Below are 15,832 nucleotides of genomic sequence, written 5' to 3' on the forward strand. Positions count from 1 at the left end.
GCCCGGGACCGGCAGGCCAGCACACCCTCATCCTGCAACAGGAAACGGGCTACGAAAAAGGTAACGAGGGTTTACGGAATGGTTGCAGGAGATGAGCGAGGGTTTACGAAAAGGCTGCAGGGAGTGAGAGAGCGTTGGGCCGGGTTAATGCAGAAAGGCCGCCCCCGTGATCAGTTCACGGGGGCGGCCTTCCTGTTTGGTGGCTAGCGGGAGCGCTGGCGGAGGCGCTGCATGTCCAGGATGACGACGGCGCGGGCTTCCAGCCGCAGCCAGCCGCGCTGGACGAACTCGGCGAGGGCCTTGTTGACGGTTTCGCGGGAGGCACCCACCAGCTGGGCAAGCTCTTCCTGGGTGAGCTCGTGGGCAACCAGGACGCCGTCCGTTGCGGGGCGGCCGAAGCGGTCGGCGAGGTCCAGGAGTGCCTTGGCTACGCGGCCCGGAACGTCGGAGAAGACGAGGTCGGACAGCGAATCGTTGGTGCGGCGGAGCCGGCGGGCCAGAGCCTGCAGGAGCTGCGCGGAGACCTCGGGGCGAGTGCGGAGCAGGTTGTTCAGGCTCTCGTTCTTAAGGCCGGCCAGCCGGGTCTCGGAAACGGCGGTAGCCGTTGCGGTGCGGGGGCTGGGGTCGAAGAGGGCCATTTCGCCGAAGAGTTCACCCGGTCCCAGGATTGCCAGGAGGGATTCGCGGCCGTCAGGAGACGTCCGGCCGAGCTTCACCTTGCCGGAGACGATGAAGTAGAGCTGGTCACCCTGGTCGCCCTCGCGGAACACCGAAGCGCCGCGGGACAGGTCCACCTCGGTGAGCTCGTCCGTCAGCAGACGGAATGCGTCGTCGTCGAGCGTGGCGAAAAGGGGTGCTCGGCGCAGTACCTCGATGTCCATGAAATCTCCTGAATAAAAGTGTCGGCTGTGGCGCTTGTGCCATTGTTTCAGAATTTTCAAGGTTCTGTGACGAACTTGGCAGGCGAAACGCCCTGATACGGGGCCGCAGCGCCACCACAGGAGGCGTCACGGGACGTCGCAGGGGCGGTTGGGAGGCGGTTGGGGTGGCGCCCTTGGGAGGCCTGCGAGCAGGGGTGGGCCGTCCAGAGAACTGTCAGTGACCACCACTAGAATGGGTATTCAACTGTTTATAAGGAGCCTTCGTGGTCGGCTTGACTGTCCTGGACCTGATCCTGATCCTGGCGCTGCTGTCCTACCTGGTTTACGGCCTGCGCAACGGTTTCCTGGTGACGGCGGGCGGTATCGCAGGGTTCGCGGCCGGAGCCGTGGCAGCCTTCTTCGCGGTCCCCCTGGTGAGCGGCTTCGTTGAGGACTCCGGATGGAGGCTGACCGCCATCGTGGCGGCCGCCGTCGTGCTGGTGGTCCTGGGGCACGGCCTGGGGACGATGGCTGGCCGGCAAATCCGCGGCGCCGTGCGGATCCGGCCCCTCCGGGCGGTGGACCGCCTGGTGGGCGGAGCCGTGAACGTGATGGTGTCCGCGCTGGTGATGTCCATGCTGGCCTTCAGCGTCAGCTCCCTGGGCGTGCCGTTCGTGTCACAGCAGCTGGCAGAGTCCAGGGTCATCCGCTTCATCGACGGATTGACGCCCGTCCCCGTCAAGGCCACCATGGCGCAGCTGCGTTCCACCGTGATCGGCAACGGCATCCCCACGCTGCTGGAGGGCCTGGAACAGGGGCCGGCAGTACCGGTGCCGAACGCGAGCACTGACACTCCTTCGCTGAACCGGGCTGCGGAATCGGTGCTCCGGATTGCCGGGACCGCGTACCAGTGCGGCCAGAACCAGACAGGGACGGGGTTTGTGGTGTCCGAGGACCGGGTGGTCACCAACGCGCATGTTGTGGCGGGCGTGTCGCAGCCGGTGGTTGAACTGCCCGACGGCGGAGCGATGCCAGGGCGGGTTGTCTACTTCGACACCAAACACGACCTTGCGGTGCTGGCTGTGGACGGCCTGCAGGCAAGCCCGCTGGCGCTGGGCCGGGACCTTCCCGGCGGCAGTCCTGCCGCCTTCGCCGGCTATCCCCACGGCGGGCCGTTCCAGTCCAAGCCCGCCACAGTGCAGGACATCACCACTGTGCTGGTGCCGGACATCTACGGCAACAACGCCTCGCCCGAGGAGATCTACCGGCTCGCCGGGGACGTCCAGCCCGGAAATTCGGGCGGGCCGCTGCTGACCATGGACGGCCAGGTGGCAGGTGTGATTTTCGCCAAGGCGACGGCGGATACGGAGATGGGATTCGCCATCACCATGGATGACCTCACTCCCGTGGCATCGCAGGCGGCGTCCCTGTCCGCGCCGGTGTCCTCGGGGCAGTGCATCCAGAAGTAACGGCTAGAGGACCTCTGCGAGGTAGTCAATGGCCAGCCGGTACCCCACAACGCCTGCGCCCACAATGACCGCAGAGCAGACGGGGGAGAGGTACGAGTGGTGCCGGAATTCTTCGCGCTGGTGGACATTGGTGATGTGGACCTCGACGGCGGGAAGCTGCACGGCGGCAATGGCGTCCCGGAGTGCCACGGAGGTGTGGGTAAAAGCGCCCGCATTGATGACGATGCCCGCGGCGTTGTTCCGGGCGGCGTGGATGACGTCGAGTAGGACGCCTTCGTGGTTGGACTGGACGCATTCTGCCGTGAAGCCATGGGCCTCAGCGGCTGCGGCGGCCAGCTGCTCCACGTCGGCCAGGGTTGAGGTGCCGTATTTTTCCGGCTCGCGGGTTCCCAGCAGGTTCAGGTTTGGTCCGTTGATCACCAGGATGGTGCGGCCGGCGGCAGAGTCTGTGGAGGCGTCAGTCATGGATGCCAATCTATCGGCTGGCGCTGGGCGTCGCGCATTCTTACACATTCCCAGAACGCGCGGCACCCCTATCGATTGCTCCGTAAATGCCGTTTTGAAGCGTGAAAACGACGTTTACGGAGCAATCGGCGGTCACTAGAGGGCCGTGAGCTTCAGCAGCAGCGCGTGCTCGGGGTTGAGGTTGGGCATGGGCAGGCCCACCTCGGCGAGGAAGCGCCCGGAGGCCACCGCGCCGTCAGCCAGCCACGCCGGCGGCTGCACCTGGGTGTAGGTGTGGCCGTAGTCGGCGTCTACGGGCGTGGGAAAGACTGCTTCCACCCGGTACTTGCGCCCTGCATCCAAGCCGGGAATGCCGACCCGGCCCGGCTCCTCCGCTGCGGAGGTGCGGGTGCTGACCAGGGCGAACAGGGCCGCCGTCGTACCTTCCGCCACAGGTGCGCCTCCCGCCGCATCGGTGACGACGCCGTGCAGCAGCAGGGCGTCACCTGCCACGTCCGCATGGACGCGGCGGCCGCTGTGGAGGAGGCCGCGGTGTTCCTTGAACAGGGCGATGAAGCGCTTAAGCTCCTGCCGGTCCTTGCCCTGGACGCCGCGGATGTCCCACTCCATGCCAAAGTGGCCGAACAGCGCGGTAATGGCACGGAAAGAGAGGTCGTGGGTGCGGGCGGTGGTGTGCGAGGTGGTGGGCCCGATGTGGCTGCCCACCAGTTCCGGCGGGACTACGGCGCCGGTCCAGCGCTGGATGGTCTGCCGCTCCAGCGCATCGTTGCAGTCCGACCCCCAGATCCGGTCGGTGCGTTCCAGGATGCCCAGGTCCACGCGCGCGCCGCCGGATGAGCAGGATTCAATTTCGACGCCGGGATGGGCCTTTCGGAGTTCGTCGAACAGCCTGTACGCGGCGAGGGTCTGCTCGTGGACGGAGGATCGGCCGGCGTGGCCGTGTTCCAGCAGGTCCCGGTTCTGGTCCCATTTGAGGTAGCTGATGTTGTTCTCGCTCAGGAGCGCGTCGATGCGGCTGTAGATGTACTGCCACGCCTCGGGGTTGACCAGGTCGATGATGTGCTGGTTCCGCCATTCCAGGGGCAGGCGGCCGCCGTCCTTGTGCTGCACCGCTGACGGGCCAACGATCCAGTCCGGGTGCGCCCGTGCGATATCGGAATCCAGGTTGACCATTTCCGGTTCCACCCAGAGCCCGAACTCCATGCCGCGGGAGGTCACGGCCTCGATCAGCGGGGTCAGCCCCTTGGGCCACAGGGTCTCGTCGACGTACCAGTCGCCGAGGCCGGCGTGGTCGTCGCGGCGGCCGCGGAACCAGCCGTCGTCGAGCACAAAGCGCTCAACGCCAAGGTCGGCAGCGGACTCAGCCAGCTCGATCAGCGTGTCCAGGTTGTGGTCGAAGTACACGGCCTCCCAGGTGTTGAGCACAACGGGGCGAGGTTTCCCGGCGGGCAGCCCGGTGGAGGCAGCAGGGAGGACGTGGTGCGGGCGGGACCGGAACCAGCTGTAGAAGGCCTCGGTGATCCCGTCCAGGCCATGGTCGGAGTAGGCGGCGAACAGTGCCGGGGTGGTGTAGCTGCCGCCGGGTTCGAGGATGACCTCGGCGGGGCCCAGGAGTTCGGAGCCGCCGATCATGGTCCGGCCGTCGCCGATGGTGTCCGCGAACTGTTCGTGGTTGCCGCTCCAGGCCAGGTGGGTGGCCCAGACCTTGCCGTGCCGGTTGCCGAAACCGTTGGTGCCGGCGGCGAACAGGAGGGAGGAGTCGTGTCCGGTGCGCCCGTGCCGGCCTGTCCGGACCCAGGTGCCCTGCTGGATGGCGCGGCGCTGCGGGTGCCGTTCCCGGCACCAGCGGCCGGTGAGGTCAAGGAGTTCGACGGCGTCCGGCGCCACAGGGAGGACGGTCGCCAGTTCGTCGAGCTGGTACGGCGTGGTGCCGTCGTTGGTGACGGTGTGCCGCAGCTCCAGCAGCCCGCCGTCGTGAAGGGTGAGGGTGGATTCCACCGTGAGCCCGGCGTCCGGGTCCGACTGGACAATGACCGCGGTGCCGCCGTCGGCCCCTGCTGTCACAACGCGGAGGCGGGCCGAGAAATCAAGCCCGGAGACGCCGTCGGCCGTCCGGGAGCCGCGCAGGGCGGCCCGGCCGCGCCAGGAGGACGACGCCTGGGGGAGGAGCGCTGCGGGGACGCGTGCGTCGATGGCGGAGTGCGGGACCGGGGCGGTGAGGATGGCCAGGTCCGGCAGGTCCGCGCCCAGGTCTGCGCCCCAGTGGACCACCTCGGCCTCTCCGCTGTCGAAGCTGATCACCAGGCTGGTCCCGGCGGAACGGAGGTGGAGGGGGTCCATAGGGGAAATCTCTTTCGTCGTTGTGCTGTGCGTCTGGAGGAGCTGGAGCGTCGTGTTCGCTGAAGCCAAGGAAGTGGGGGGAAGGAGGCTGGATGCCGCGCCGCGAGGAGGGGGCGGCGGCATCCAGCCCAGTGACTGCGACCACAAACGCAGCCACTATTAGGGGCCAGGGCCTACTTGAAGAGGGCGTTGACCTGTTCGTTGGCCTGGGTCAGGGAGCTGGCGGGTGCCTTGCCGGAGACGACCGCGTCCATGGCCGGCTCCATGATGCCCTTGACCTTGGCGGTGTTGTCCGTGATGGGGTACAGGAAGGTGGTCTTGTTCTTGACGTGCTCGGTGAACGCGGTGACGTCAACACCCTTGGCCTGGAAGGCTTCGGCAGCCTTGTCCGATGACGCCTTGAGCGCGGGGAACACCACGGCCTGGGAGGCTACGACGTCCTGGCAGCCGGCCGAGGCGAGGTACTCAACCCACTTGAGGGCGGCGTCCTTCTTCTCGGTTCCGGCCCAGATGGAATCCGCCAGGCCGTTGAACATGGACGCACGCTCGCCCTCGGGGCCCACCGGGGTGGGGGCGATGCCCACTTCGATGCCCTTGTAGCCTGTGTACTGGCCGATCATCCAGGAGCCGTGCGCGTTGATGGCGGACTTGCCGGCAGCAAAGGTGTCAGCCATGCTCGCGCCAACGGTGGTTTCGAGCTTGGGCATGTAGCCCTTGTCCGCCAGCCCGGCGAACCACTCCATGCTTTCCTGGAACTGGGGATCGTCGTAGTTGTACTTGGTGCCCCACGGGTTCTTGTCCGTGTGGGACCAGCCGGTGGTGTTGGTGAGGTAGCTCCATTCGGTCTGGCCGGAGGAGTCGCCGCCGCCGTTCAGGCCCAGGCCGTAGACGTCCACGTTGTTCTTGTCGAAGCCTGGCTCGTCGCCGCGCTTGCCGTTCTTGTCCACGGTCAGGTGGGCGATGACCTTCTCGTAGCTGCCGCCGTCCTCGGGGTTCCAGGAGAGGTCCTTCATCTGGTCATCGGTGATGCCGGCGGCGCTGAGCATTGCCTTGTTGTAGAACAGGCCGATGGTGTCCCAGTCCTTGGGCAGGCCGTAGCGCTTGCCGTCCTGGCCCACCCACAGGTCCGCGAGGCCCTCGTTGTAGGCGGAGAGATCGATGTTGTCCTTTTCGACGGCCTCGTCGATGGCCAGGAGCTGCTTGTTCTCAGCCAGTTCGCCGTAGCGTCCCAGGTGGTTGGTGAAGACGTCCGGCGCGGTGCCGCCAACAAAGCCGTTGGTGAGGGTGCTCCAGTAGTCGTCCCAGCCGCGCTGGGTGATCTTGACCGTGATGTCCGGGTTGGCCTTTGAGAAGTCGTCGGCGCACTGCTGGTAGGCGGGGAGCTGGTTGGCGTCCCACAGCCAGTAGCTGATTTCGCCAGTGGCGCTTTCTTCGGATGAGGCGGATCCGCTGCAGGCAGAGAGGGAGAGTGCCATAGCTGCGGCGACGGCAACGGCGCCGAGGGATTTCTTCATGGTTCTACTTTCCGTTCGGGGTGTAGGTGGGGGAGTTGTGGGTTGACTATTTGATGCCGGAGAAGCCAATGGAGTTGACGATTTTCTTGCCGAACGCGGCGAAGAGGATCAGTACCGGGAGGGCAGAGATGAGGGTTGCGGCCATCAGGCCGGACCAGTCCGGTGCCCCCTGCGGGGACTGCGACTTGAAGACGCCGAGGCCTACCTGCAGGACGCGGACATCGTCCTGCGACGCCACGAGCAGGGGCCAGAAGTATTCGTTCCACTGGCCGATGAAGGTGAGCAGCGCCAGCGTGGCGATGGGGGCTGCGGCGTTGGGCAGCACGATCTGGAAGAAGATCCTCAGGTGCTTGGCGCCGTCGAGCATGGCCGCCTCCTCCACTTCGCGTGACATGTTCAGGAAGAACTGCCGGAGGAAGAAGATGGCGAAGGGGGTCATGAACACGTACGGCAGGACCAGGCCGAGCATGGTGTTGAGCAGGTCCAGGTTCTTGATGAGCAGGAAGTTCGGCAGGGCCGTGAAGATCGGCGGGACCAGCATGGTGCCGAGGAACAGGCTGAAGACGGCGTTGCGGCCCTTCCAGCGCAGCCGGGAGAAGGCGTAGGCGGCCATGGCGCTGAAGAAGACGGCGCCGGCGGTGGTGATGGAGGAGAAGATGATCGAGTTGCGCAGGTAGAGCCAGAAGTCGATCGCGGCGCCGGATCCGCCTTCGGCGACGGCCTCCGCCGGGGACTGCAGCCCGAAGACCCGTTTGAAGGCGCCGAGGGTGAACTCCGCCGGCAGCAGGCTGGTGGCGTTCGAGGCCAGCGCGTTGTTGGTGGACAGTGCAGTGCGCAGGACCCACAGGAAGGGAAGGACGGAGACTGCGATGGCCAGGACCAGGAGTGCCCAGGCGCCGGCGCGGCGGGCGTTGAAAGGACGACGGCGGCGGGTTGCGGCCGGCAGCGGTGCGCGGCTTGCGGTGGTGCTCATGCGGGACTCCTTAGTCCAGGTCCGACTCGTTGCCCTTGAGGAACTTCATCTGGATGAAGGCCACCAGGGCGAGGATGAGGAAGAGAATGACGGCGATGGCGGAGCCGTAGCCGAAGTCCGACTCGGTGAAGGCCCGCTGGTAGATGTAGTACTGGATGACGCGGGTGGCGTTGACCGGGCCGCCCGCCGTGGTCACGGCCACGGTGTCGAAGACCTGGAAGGAGCCGATGACGGTCACCACGAGGACCAGGACGAGGACCGGACGCAGCAGGGGAATGGTGATTTTCCGGAAGGTCTGGAACGCTGACGCGCCGTCCAGTTTGGCCACTTCGTAGACGTGGCTGGGGATGGCCTGGAGGCCGGCGAAGATCAGCAGTGCCGTGTAGCCCATGTGGCGCCAGGTGTTGATCAGTGCCTGGGTGGGGATGGCCCACGCCTCGCTGCCGAAGAACGCGACGCGGGGGAGCCCGCTCCACTCGATGAACTGGTTCACCACGCCGATCTGGTAGTCCAGCATCCAGAACCACAGCAGTGCGGCAATGACGTTGGACATCAGGTACGGCAGGAGCAGGGTGCCCCGGATGATGGTGGACTTGGCCACATTGTGCATTAGGAGGGCCAGGCCCAGGGCAAGGGCCGTCTGGAGGAGGATGTTGAGGATCACGTACTGCCCGGTGACGGCCAGCGAGTTCCAGAACAGCGGGTCCTTGGCAATTGCTGTGTAGTTATCCAGCCCGATCCATTCCGGGTCGCCGAGGATGTTGTATTCCGTGAAGCTGAGGTAGATGCCCCGGATGGTGGGGACGACGTAGAAGGCAATGAATCCGATCATTGCCGGCGCGATGAACAGCAGTGCGATCTTGAGATCCCCGAGGCGGCGGTGGCTTCCCTGCGGCTTCGGGGAGGCTGAGGCCGCAGGGGCGGACCTGGAGTGTTTGGCAAGGGTGGTCATCTTCGACCCTTTCCTGACTGTGATGGGGGTAACAACTGCCCTGTAATCTACACGAGTAGATTTGGAAGGGCAAGAGGTTACTTTTGCTCTGTAATCCTGCCGGTTTGTCCATTCGCTGGCCTGTTGACTCGAGTAGATGTGGATGGAACACTGGAGTTCCTGGAGGACAGCGCTTGCCCGGCGACCCCAACCAGCCCCACGGAAGGCAAACAATGACGTTTTCACTCGGCGTAGTAGGAGCCGGCCAGTTCGGATGCCAGTTCGCCCACCTGTTCAACCTCCACCCCGGCGTCAGCGCTGTGTATGTGACCGACGAGCTTCCGGAACGGGCGGCAGAGGCTGTGGCCCGGTACGGTCTTGCGGGCGTGAAGGAGAGCTTCGACGCGCTCCTGGCCTCCGACGTGGATGCCGTGGCCATCTTCACGCAGCGCTGGACGCATGGCCCCCTGGTGGAGCAGGCCCTCCGCGCCGGCAAGCACGTCTACTCAGCCGTCCCCATGGCCGTGTCCGAAGAGGAAATCGCACGCATCATCGACGCCGTCCGGGAGACCGGGCTGGTGTACATGATGGGGGAGACCAGCTACTACAACCCGGCCACCGTCTATGCGCGCAAGCAGCTTGCCGATGGGAAGTTCGGCCGCATCTTCTACGCCGAAGGCGACTACGTCCATGACATGGACCTGGGCTTCTACGAGGCCTACCAGTACAGCGGCGGGGAGCGCTGGAAGGAAACCGCCAGCTACCCGCCCATGCTGTACCCCACCCACGCCGTGGGCGGTGTACTGGGTGCCGTCCCCGCCCATGCTGTAAGCGTCAGCTGCGTGGGGGTCAAGGATGACCGTAACGACGGCGTCTTTGACAAGGACGTCAGCATGTTCGGGAACGACTTCTCCAACGCCACCGCCCTCTTTGAGCTGAACGACGGCGGCGTGATGCGCACCAACGAGATGCGCCGGGTGGGCTACCCCTCACACATCCGCGAGTCCCGGTTCCGGTTCTTCGGAACGGAGGCCAGCTTCGAGCAGCTCGCCAAGGTCTCCGTCTGGCAGGACAAGCACAACGTCCATGACGTCTCCGAGGAGATGGAAACCCGGCCCAGCATGTCCCTCGATGACCCGTCCCTGGCCAACGTTGCCCCCGAGCTAAGGGACGCGTTCGTTTCCGGCCTGGCCCCGGTCCATGAACCAGAACGGCTGCCGGAGGAGTTACGCGGCGCACCCAACGGCCACGAGGGCAGCCACCATTTCCTGGTGGACGACTTTGTGACAGCAGTCAACAACGGCACGCTTCCGCCCGTGAACGCCTGGCTTGCCGCCCGCTTCACGCTCCCGGGAATCGTGGCACACCAGTCCGCCCTGCAAAACGGCGAACGGCTTCCCATCCGTGACTTTGGCGATGCGCCGGGTACCAGTACGTAACATGAACAGCATGACTACTCCGGCAGTGCAGGCTTCGCGGGGCCCGGTGACACGCAAGGACGTTGCGAGATATGCCGGCGTCAGCACCGCCGTCGTCAGTTATGTTGTCAACGGCGGGCCAAAGAAGGTGGCGCCCGCCACCGAAGCCAAGGTGCAGGATGCGATCCGAGTTCTGGGCTACCGCCCCAATGCTGCGGCGCGGGCGCTCAAACTGGGCTCCAGCGAGACGCTGGGCCTGGTGGTCCCGGATATCTCCAACCCGTTCTTCGCCCTGTTCTCCCACGCCGTCGAGGACGCCGCCGCCGCCCTGGGATACGCGCTGGTGCTGGGCAACTCTGACGGAAACCTTGCCAAGGAACGGCGCAATATCCGCAACCTCGCCGCCAGGCAGGTGGACGGCGTGCTGCTGGCCAGTGTCCTTTTCGAACCCGACCTGGAAGTCCTGGAAACGGCCGAGATCCCCTCGGTGCTGCTCAACCAGGAACGGGACGCCCCCGGTTTCAACAGCATCGGCGTGGACCTTGCAGCCGGTGCCCGGATCGCCGTGGAACACCTGATCGGCCACGGCCACACCAACATTGGCCTCGCCATGGGTACCAACGTCTCGGGCGCCACTGACGGCCGTGAAGTGGGCTGGCGGGAGGCCCTGCAGGAGGCGGGACTGCCCGAGGGGCCGATTGTGTACAGCACCTTCACCCGTCCCGGCGGCTACACGGCCGGGCAGCGCCTCCTGGCGTCCGTCAACCGGCCCACGGCCATCTTTGCCACCTCGGACATGCAGGCCATCGGGCTGCTCCGCGCGGTCCATGAAGCCGGGCTGTCCGTCCCGGGACAGATGGCCGTGGCGTCCTTTGACGGTTCTGCCGAGTCCGAATACTCCTGGCCGCCGCTGACCACGGTAGAGCAGCCCGTGGCCGCCATGGCGGAAGCGGCGGTAGCGGCGCTGGTGGGAGCCAGCCGCGGCGAGAAGCCCCGGCACCGGATCTTTCCCACCACGCTGCGCGTCCGCCAGTCCTGCGGCTGCCCCTAGGAACGCCTCTACACGGCTGCGAGCCGCAGCCGGCCCACCTGTTCCCGGAGGACGCGCTGGGCGTCGGCCCCCAGCCCGGAATCGCTGATGACCTCATCCACCTCGTCCAGCGAGGCGATGGAACTGATGCCCAGCAAGCCCCACTTCGTATGGTCGGCGAGGACCACAGTCTTGCGCGCCGCGGCCACGAAGGCCCGGTCTGTTTCCGCTTCGAGCAGGTTTGGGGTGGTGAAGCCGGCGTCGGCATCCATCCCGTGGACGCCCAGGAACAGCACATCCAGGTGCAGCTGCTTGAGGGCGCCGGTGGCGATGGGGCCCACCAGGGCGTCGGAGGGCGTGCGCTCTCCGCCAATCAGGATCACCGTGGAGGCGTACCGTGCGGATCCGGCCGACGCCGCGTGGTGGAAGAGGTCTGCGATACGGACCGAGTTGGTGACCACCGTGATCTGCGGGCCGCTCACCAGCTCCTTGGCCAGTGCCCAGGTGGTGGTTCCGGCGCTGAGCCCCACGGCCATGCCCTCCTGAACCAGCGAGGCCGCCTCCACCGCGATGGCGCGTTTTTCCGCCGTCAGCTGCGTCGATTTGAGGTCGAATCCGGGCTCGTGGGTGCTGGTGTCGCCCGGGATTTTCGCGCCGCCGTGGATGCGCTCCAGGCGGCCGCCCTCCTCCAGCACCTCGATGTCGCGGCGGACAGTCATCAGGGACACACCCAGCTGCTGGGCCAGGTCGGACACCCGGACAACCCGCTCCCGCTGGAGAGCGTCCAAAATGGCCTGGTGGCGGGCGACGGCGAGCATCAGGGCGATCCTTCAGGGCAGGGGGCGGGTCTGCTCCCAGCATACGACGACGGCGGCGCCCGGCTGTGAGCCAGGCGCCGCCGTCGTAAAGTCCCCTTCCCCTTTATTTCCTGAGGGACGCTGCGATCTGCTGCATGATGGTCGGGTCCGAGAGGGTGGTGGCGTCGCCGGGGTCGCGGCCTTCGGCGACGTCCTTGAGCAGGCGGCGCATGATCTTGCCGGAGCGGGTCTTGGGCAGTTCCGGGACCACCAGGATGGCCTTTGGCTTGGCGATGGGCCCGATCTCCTTGCCCACGTGGTTCCGGAGTTCCTGGACGATGGCGTCCCCGGAATCCACGGCGTCACCGCGGAGGATGACGAACGCGACGACGGCCTGGCCGGTGGTTTCGTCCGCGGCGCCCACCACGGCGGCTTCGGCCACGGCGGGGTGGGACACCAGTGCGGATTCGATTTCGGTGGTGGAGAGCCGGTGTCCGGAGATGTTCATGACGTCATCCACCCGGCCGAGGAGCCAGATGTCGCCGTCCTCGTCCTTTTTGGCACCGTCTCCGGCGAAATACATGGTTTCGAACCGGGACCAGTAGGTGTCCTTGAAGCGTTCGGGATCGCCCCAGATGCCGCGGAGCATGGCCGGCCAGGGCTCCCGGATCACCAGGAAGCCGCCGTGGCCGTTGGGCACGGATTCACCCATCTCGTCCACGACGTCCACGGCAATGCCGGGCAGTGGGACTTGGGCTGAGCCCGGCTTGGTGGCGGTGACCCCGGGCAGCGGCGCGATCATCTGCGCGCCGGTCTCGGTCTGCCACCAGGTGTCCACGATGGGGGTCTTGTCCCCGCCGATGACCTTCCGGTACCACATCCAGGCCTCGGGGTTAATGGATTCGCCCACGGAGCCGAGGACCCGGAGGGAGGACAGATCGTACTTGTCCGGGATCTCCCTGCCCCATTTCATGAATGTCCGGATCGCGGTGGGGGCGGTGTAGAGGATGGAGACCTTGTACTTCTCGATGATTTCCCACCAGCGGCCCTGGTGCGGGGAATCCGGGGTGCCCTCGTACATCACCTGGGTGGCGCCGTTGACGAGCGGTGCGTAGGCGACGTAGGAGTGGCCGGTGACCCAGCCGACGTCGGCCGTGCACCAGTACACGTCCGTTTCGGGGTGCAGGTCGAAGACCGCCTTGTGCGTGTATGCGGTCTGGGTGAGGTATCCGCCGGTGGTGTGCAGGATGCCCTTGGGCTTTCCGGTGGTGCCGGAGGTGTAGAGGATGAACAGCGGGTGCTCGGAGTCGTGGCCCACGGCGGTGTGCTCGGCGGATGCGGCGCCCACGGTGTCGGCCCACCAGTGGTCCCGGCCCTCGTGCCAGTCCACGTCCTGGCCGTTTCGCTTGACCACCACCACGTTCTGCACCGTGTGGCCGTTTCCGTCTCCCTTGTGGGCCAACGCTTCATCGACGGCGGGCTTCAGGGCGCTGGGCTTGCCGCGCCGGTACGTGCCGTCCGCGGTGACCACGAGCTTGGCTTCGGCGTCGTCGATCCGCGAGCGGAGCGCCTCGGAGGAGAAGCCGCCGAACACCACGGAATGAACGGCGCCGATCCGGGCGCAGGCCAGGAGGGTGATGACGGCTTCGGGGATCATCGGCAGGTACACGGCTACGCGGTCGCCCTTGGCCACACCCAGGGACTCGAAGGCGTTGGCGGCCTTCTTCACCTCTTCGGTCAGCTGCGTATAGGTGTAGGTGCTCGTGTCCCCGGGTTCGCCCTCGAAGTAGATGGCCACCCGGTCGCCCAGGCCGTTCTCCACGTGACGGTCCAGTGCGTTGTACGCGGCGTTGACCTCCCCGCCGACGAACCATTTGGCGAAGGGCGGGTTGGACCAGTCCAGGGCCTGGTCGAAGTCCTTGTCCCACGTCAGCAGCTCACGGGCCTTCTTCGCCCAGAACGCGGGACGGTCTGCGTTGGCGTCCTCATACTCCGCGGCGGTGACGACGGCGTCAGCAGCGAACTGGGGTGAAGGCGCAAACTTGCGGGTCTCATGAAGCAGGTTTTCAAAGGCATCGCCCTGCCCAGCTCCCTTGGCTGGCCCGGGCTGCCCTGTGCTTGCGGAAGCGTCTACGACGGCGCTTGTAGTGTCCTGGGACATGTGAACCTCATCATTCATCGATCTTTGCTGGGCGGGATGTCCGCTGGCCGGGCTCCGCCGCCTGCACGACGCCGGGCACCGGCTGGTCACGGACATTCCGCAAAGAGCTGTTCCGGAATCAAGACTAATGCTTTGGCTGGCGGTGATGTGTGCGGTGTCACACGGCAGCCCGTGAACGGCATTTATTAAGCGGTGAATGGTTTTCCAGGGCAGCTGGCTGCCGCCCCCGCGGTGCGTGGCCAGCTAGTGATCGGCCTGGCCCTTGACTAGGCTGGGATGGAATTGTGACTTCACTGCGGGCCGTGTTGGCCAGGTACCACAAAGGCCTGGCCACGCGGGAACCGCCGTCAAGACGGCACGATGTGGGGACCACACAGGGCCCGGTGCCGCCACGCTAAGGAGAGCAGAATGAACCAGCAAAGCTTCGGCCAGAAGACCGGCCCCGACACGGCAGGTTCCGGCCACGGTGCCGGAACCGCTGAAGGGCCAGGATCCCAGGCCGCCGTGGGCAAGGCCCCCGCCGCGGGCAAGGCCTCCAACGCCAACGAGGCAGTGCTGGGTCCGTTCACCATCCGGGACCTGACCGTCTTCGGCGGCACGCTGATCCTTTTTGTTGCCTCCCTGCTGCCGATCTTCGGCGCCCGGTACAACCTGTGGAACCTTAACAACCTGTTCTTCCTGGGGCTGGGCATCGTCCTGCCCCTGATCGTCAGCGCGCTCTTTGCAGCCCGCAGGCTGTCCCCGGCCACGAAGATCCGGATCGGCTCCCTGTCCATCGACCAGTTCGCATCAGTGGTTGCGTCCTTTGCGGTGGCCTTCTTCTTTGTCTCCGTGGCGGGCGCCTACGTACCCAGCCTCCTGGTGGGCCTGATCGGCTCCCTGGTCCTCTTCGCGGCGACAGTGCTGGGCCGTTTCCTGCCGTATCTGTCCAGTGATTTCCAGGACCGCGCCGAGGTGCCCGCCCACGTGGTGGCCCGTGAGGCCGCTGTTCCCGTCCAGAAACCCCGCGCGCCCAAGAAGCCGAAGGCAGAAACCGCCCCGGGGTCCAAAGACTCCAGGCCCGGCTCGAAGATCCTGTCCGGCGGGGGGCTGTTCGGCGGCGCAGGCGCAGGATCCTCGGCGGTGAAGCCCGGATCAGCTGACGAGCCGGCACCAGCGGGGCACCAGGGTCCGGCGGCGCAGCAAGGGTCACCGCGTCCTGCCGGACAGGCCGCGGCGGCCCATGCACCTGCCACGGCAGCCGTCCCCACCGCTGCTGCGCCTGTCTCCACCGCTCCCGAGGTATCCGACTGGACTTCCGCAGGCGACCCGGGCCCCGCAACCCAGGCGGCCGACGTCGTACGCCCCTCTTCAACGCCCGCCGCTGAGGAAACCCGGCTGGGGGATGTTCCGGCAACGGCCGGCGCCGGTTCAGCTGCTGCCGCAGCACATCAGGACGCCGCGGCAACCCACGACGGCGGCACGCACCCGGCTGCACCGTCCGGCCAGGGCACTTCCTCCTCCGCGCAGGGCGCGCGCAGCGGTTGGGAGCCGACGCCTGCCACCGCAGTGCACCAGCAGGTCCGCACCGAGGAGCCCATCGGCGCCACGGTGGATCCTTCAACCCGTCCGGATGAATCGGAAGAACAGCCCATTCACGAGGCGTTCTGGTTTGCCGTCGCGCAGCACCGCACCGCCTATGACCCGCGCACGGGGGCTCCGGCGTTCGTTATCGAGCCCGGCGGCTGGGTCCTGGCGCTCGAGGACCGTGGCCACGAGTTCCTGGTCCAGCACACTGATGGCCGGCTGGGTGTCCTGCGGGACCTCAGCAACATCGAGCGCGGCTGACCTCCATGGGGGAGGCCAGGGCTCCCAGGGCCGGCGGAGCCAAGGTA

At 66.4% G+C, this 15,832-nt stretch carries 12 protein-coding genes; 4 read left to right on the top strand and 8 right to left on the bottom strand.

Features of this window, described 5'->3' with window-relative positions; all coding sequences use genetic code 11:
- Window positions 1-203: 203 nt before the first annotated feature.
- Window positions 204-881, bottom strand: a complete 678-nt coding sequence (locus IEX43_RS15695; RefSeq protein WP_009359192.1) for a Crp/Fnr family transcriptional regulator — start codon at window positions 879-881, stop codon at window positions 204-206.
- Window positions 882-1,144: 263 nt separating this feature from the next.
- On the opposite strand from IEX43_RS15695, the gene IEX43_RS15700 reads away from it, so the two are divergent.
- Window positions 1,145-2,329, top strand: coding sequence for a MarP family serine protease (locus IEX43_RS15700; protein ID WP_188812470.1), 1,185 nt, complete (start codon window positions 1,145-1,147; stop codon window positions 2,327-2,329).
- 3 nt (window positions 2,330-2,332) lie between these two features.
- On the opposite strand, the gene aroQ is transcribed toward IEX43_RS15700, so the two are convergent.
- From aroQ to IEX43_RS15725, 5 genes are all read right to left on the bottom strand, one after another.
- Window positions 2,333-2,794: a type II 3-dehydroquinate dehydratase gene (aroQ, locus tag IEX43_RS15705; RefSeq protein WP_188812472.1), complete on the bottom strand. Its 462-nt coding sequence runs from the start codon at window positions 2,792-2,794 to the stop codon at window positions 2,333-2,335.
- Window positions 2,795-2,929: 135 nt separating this feature from the next.
- On the bottom strand, window positions 2,930-5,134 hold the full coding sequence (locus tag IEX43_RS15710; RefSeq protein ID WP_188812474.1) for an alpha-galactosidase: 2,205 nt from the start codon (window positions 5,132-5,134) through the stop codon (window positions 2,930-2,932).
- Between the two features lie 173 nt (window positions 5,135-5,307).
- Complete coding sequence (locus tag IEX43_RS15715) at window positions 5,308-6,648, bottom strand: ABC transporter substrate-binding protein (protein WP_188812476.1); 1,341 nt, start codon at window positions 6,646-6,648, stop codon at window positions 5,308-5,310.
- 46 nt (window positions 6,649-6,694) lie between these two features.
- Window positions 6,695-7,621, bottom strand: coding sequence for a carbohydrate ABC transporter permease (locus IEX43_RS15720; RefSeq protein ID WP_188812478.1), 927 nt, complete (start codon window positions 7,619-7,621; stop codon window positions 6,695-6,697).
- 10 nt (window positions 7,622-7,631) lie between these two features.
- Window positions 7,632-8,573 (bottom strand): carbohydrate ABC transporter permease, encoded by a 942-nt coding sequence (locus IEX43_RS15725; protein WP_188812480.1) that lies wholly within the window; start codon window positions 8,571-8,573, stop codon window positions 7,632-7,634.
- A 212-nt stretch (window positions 8,574-8,785) separates the two neighbouring features.
- On the opposite strand from IEX43_RS15725, the gene IEX43_RS15730 reads away from it, so the two are divergent.
- A complete protein-coding gene (locus tag IEX43_RS15730; protein ID WP_188812482.1) occupies window positions 8,786-9,991 on the top strand; it encodes a Gfo/Idh/MocA family protein in 1,206 nt (401 codons plus the stop codon).
- A 10-nt stretch (window positions 9,992-10,001) separates the two neighbouring features.
- Window positions 10,002-11,021, top strand: coding sequence for a LacI family DNA-binding transcriptional regulator (locus IEX43_RS15735; protein WP_188812484.1), 1,020 nt, complete (start codon window positions 10,002-10,004; stop codon window positions 11,019-11,021).
- Between the two features lie 8 nt (window positions 11,022-11,029).
- Here IEX43_RS15735 and IEX43_RS15740 read toward each other — a convergent pair whose 3' ends face one another.
- Window positions 11,030-11,818 carry a DeoR/GlpR family DNA-binding transcription regulator gene (locus IEX43_RS15740; protein WP_188812486.1) on the bottom strand — a complete coding sequence of 263 codons (789 nt, stop codon included), beginning with the start codon at window positions 11,816-11,818 and terminating at the stop codon, window positions 11,030-11,032.
- A gap of 103 nt (window positions 11,819-11,921) precedes the next feature.
- On the bottom strand, window positions 11,922-13,958 hold the full coding sequence (acs, locus tag IEX43_RS15745; RefSeq protein ID WP_188812675.1) for an acetate--CoA ligase: 2,037 nt from the start codon (window positions 13,956-13,958) through the stop codon (window positions 11,922-11,924).
- A gap of 408 nt (window positions 13,959-14,366) precedes the next feature.
- Here acs and IEX43_RS15750 point away from each other — a divergent pair, with 408 nt between their 5' ends.
- Entirely contained in the window at window positions 14,367-15,785 is a 1,419-nt protein-coding gene (locus IEX43_RS15750) for an energy-coupling factor transporter transmembrane component T family protein (RefSeq protein ID WP_188812489.1), read from the top strand.
- Window positions 15,786-15,832: the final 47 nt, after the last annotated feature.

The sequence above is a fragment of the Pseudarthrobacter polychromogenes genome, from assembly GCF_014644495.1.
In the GTDB taxonomy this organism is placed as follows: Bacteria; Actinomycetota; Actinomycetes; order Actinomycetales; family Micrococcaceae; genus Arthrobacter; species Arthrobacter polychromogenes.

Coding starts and splice junctions, on each gene's coding strand:
- IEX43_RS15740 (WP_188812486.1), bottom strand. CDS start 11,818: ATGCTCGCCGTCGCCCGCCACCAGGCCATTTTGGACGCTCTCCAGCGG.
- acs (WP_188812675.1), bottom strand. CDS start 13,958: ATGTCCCAGGACACTACAAGCGCCGTCGTAGACGCTTCCGCAAGCACA.
- IEX43_RS15695 (WP_009359192.1), bottom strand. CDS start 881: ATGGACATCGAGGTACTGCGCCGAGCACCCCTTTTCGCCACGCTCGAC.
- IEX43_RS15715 (WP_188812476.1), bottom strand. CDS start 6,648: ATGAAGAAATCCCTCGGCGCCGTTGCCGTCGCCGCAGCTATGGCACTC.
- IEX43_RS15710 (WP_188812474.1), bottom strand. CDS start 5,134: ATGGACCCCCTCCACCTCCGTTCCGCCGGGACCAGCCTGGTGATCAGC.
- IEX43_RS15725 (WP_188812480.1), bottom strand. CDS start 8,573: ATGACCACCCTTGCCAAACACTCCAGGTCCGCCCCTGCGGCCTCAGCC.
- IEX43_RS15750 (WP_188812489.1), top strand. CDS start 14,367: ATGAACCAGCAAAGCTTCGGCCAGAAGACCGGCCCCGACACGGCAGGT.
- IEX43_RS15730 (WP_188812482.1), top strand. CDS start 8,786: ATGACGTTTTCACTCGGCGTAGTAGGAGCCGGCCAGTTCGGATGCCAG.
- aroQ (WP_188812472.1), bottom strand. CDS start 2,794: ATGACTGACGCCTCCACAGACTCTGCCGCCGGCCGCACCATCCTGGTG.
- IEX43_RS15735 (WP_188812484.1), top strand. CDS start 10,002: ATGACTACTCCGGCAGTGCAGGCTTCGCGGGGCCCGGTGACACGCAAG.
- IEX43_RS15720 (WP_188812478.1), bottom strand. CDS start 7,621: ATGAGCACCACCGCAAGCCGCGCACCGCTGCCGGCCGCAACCCGCCGC.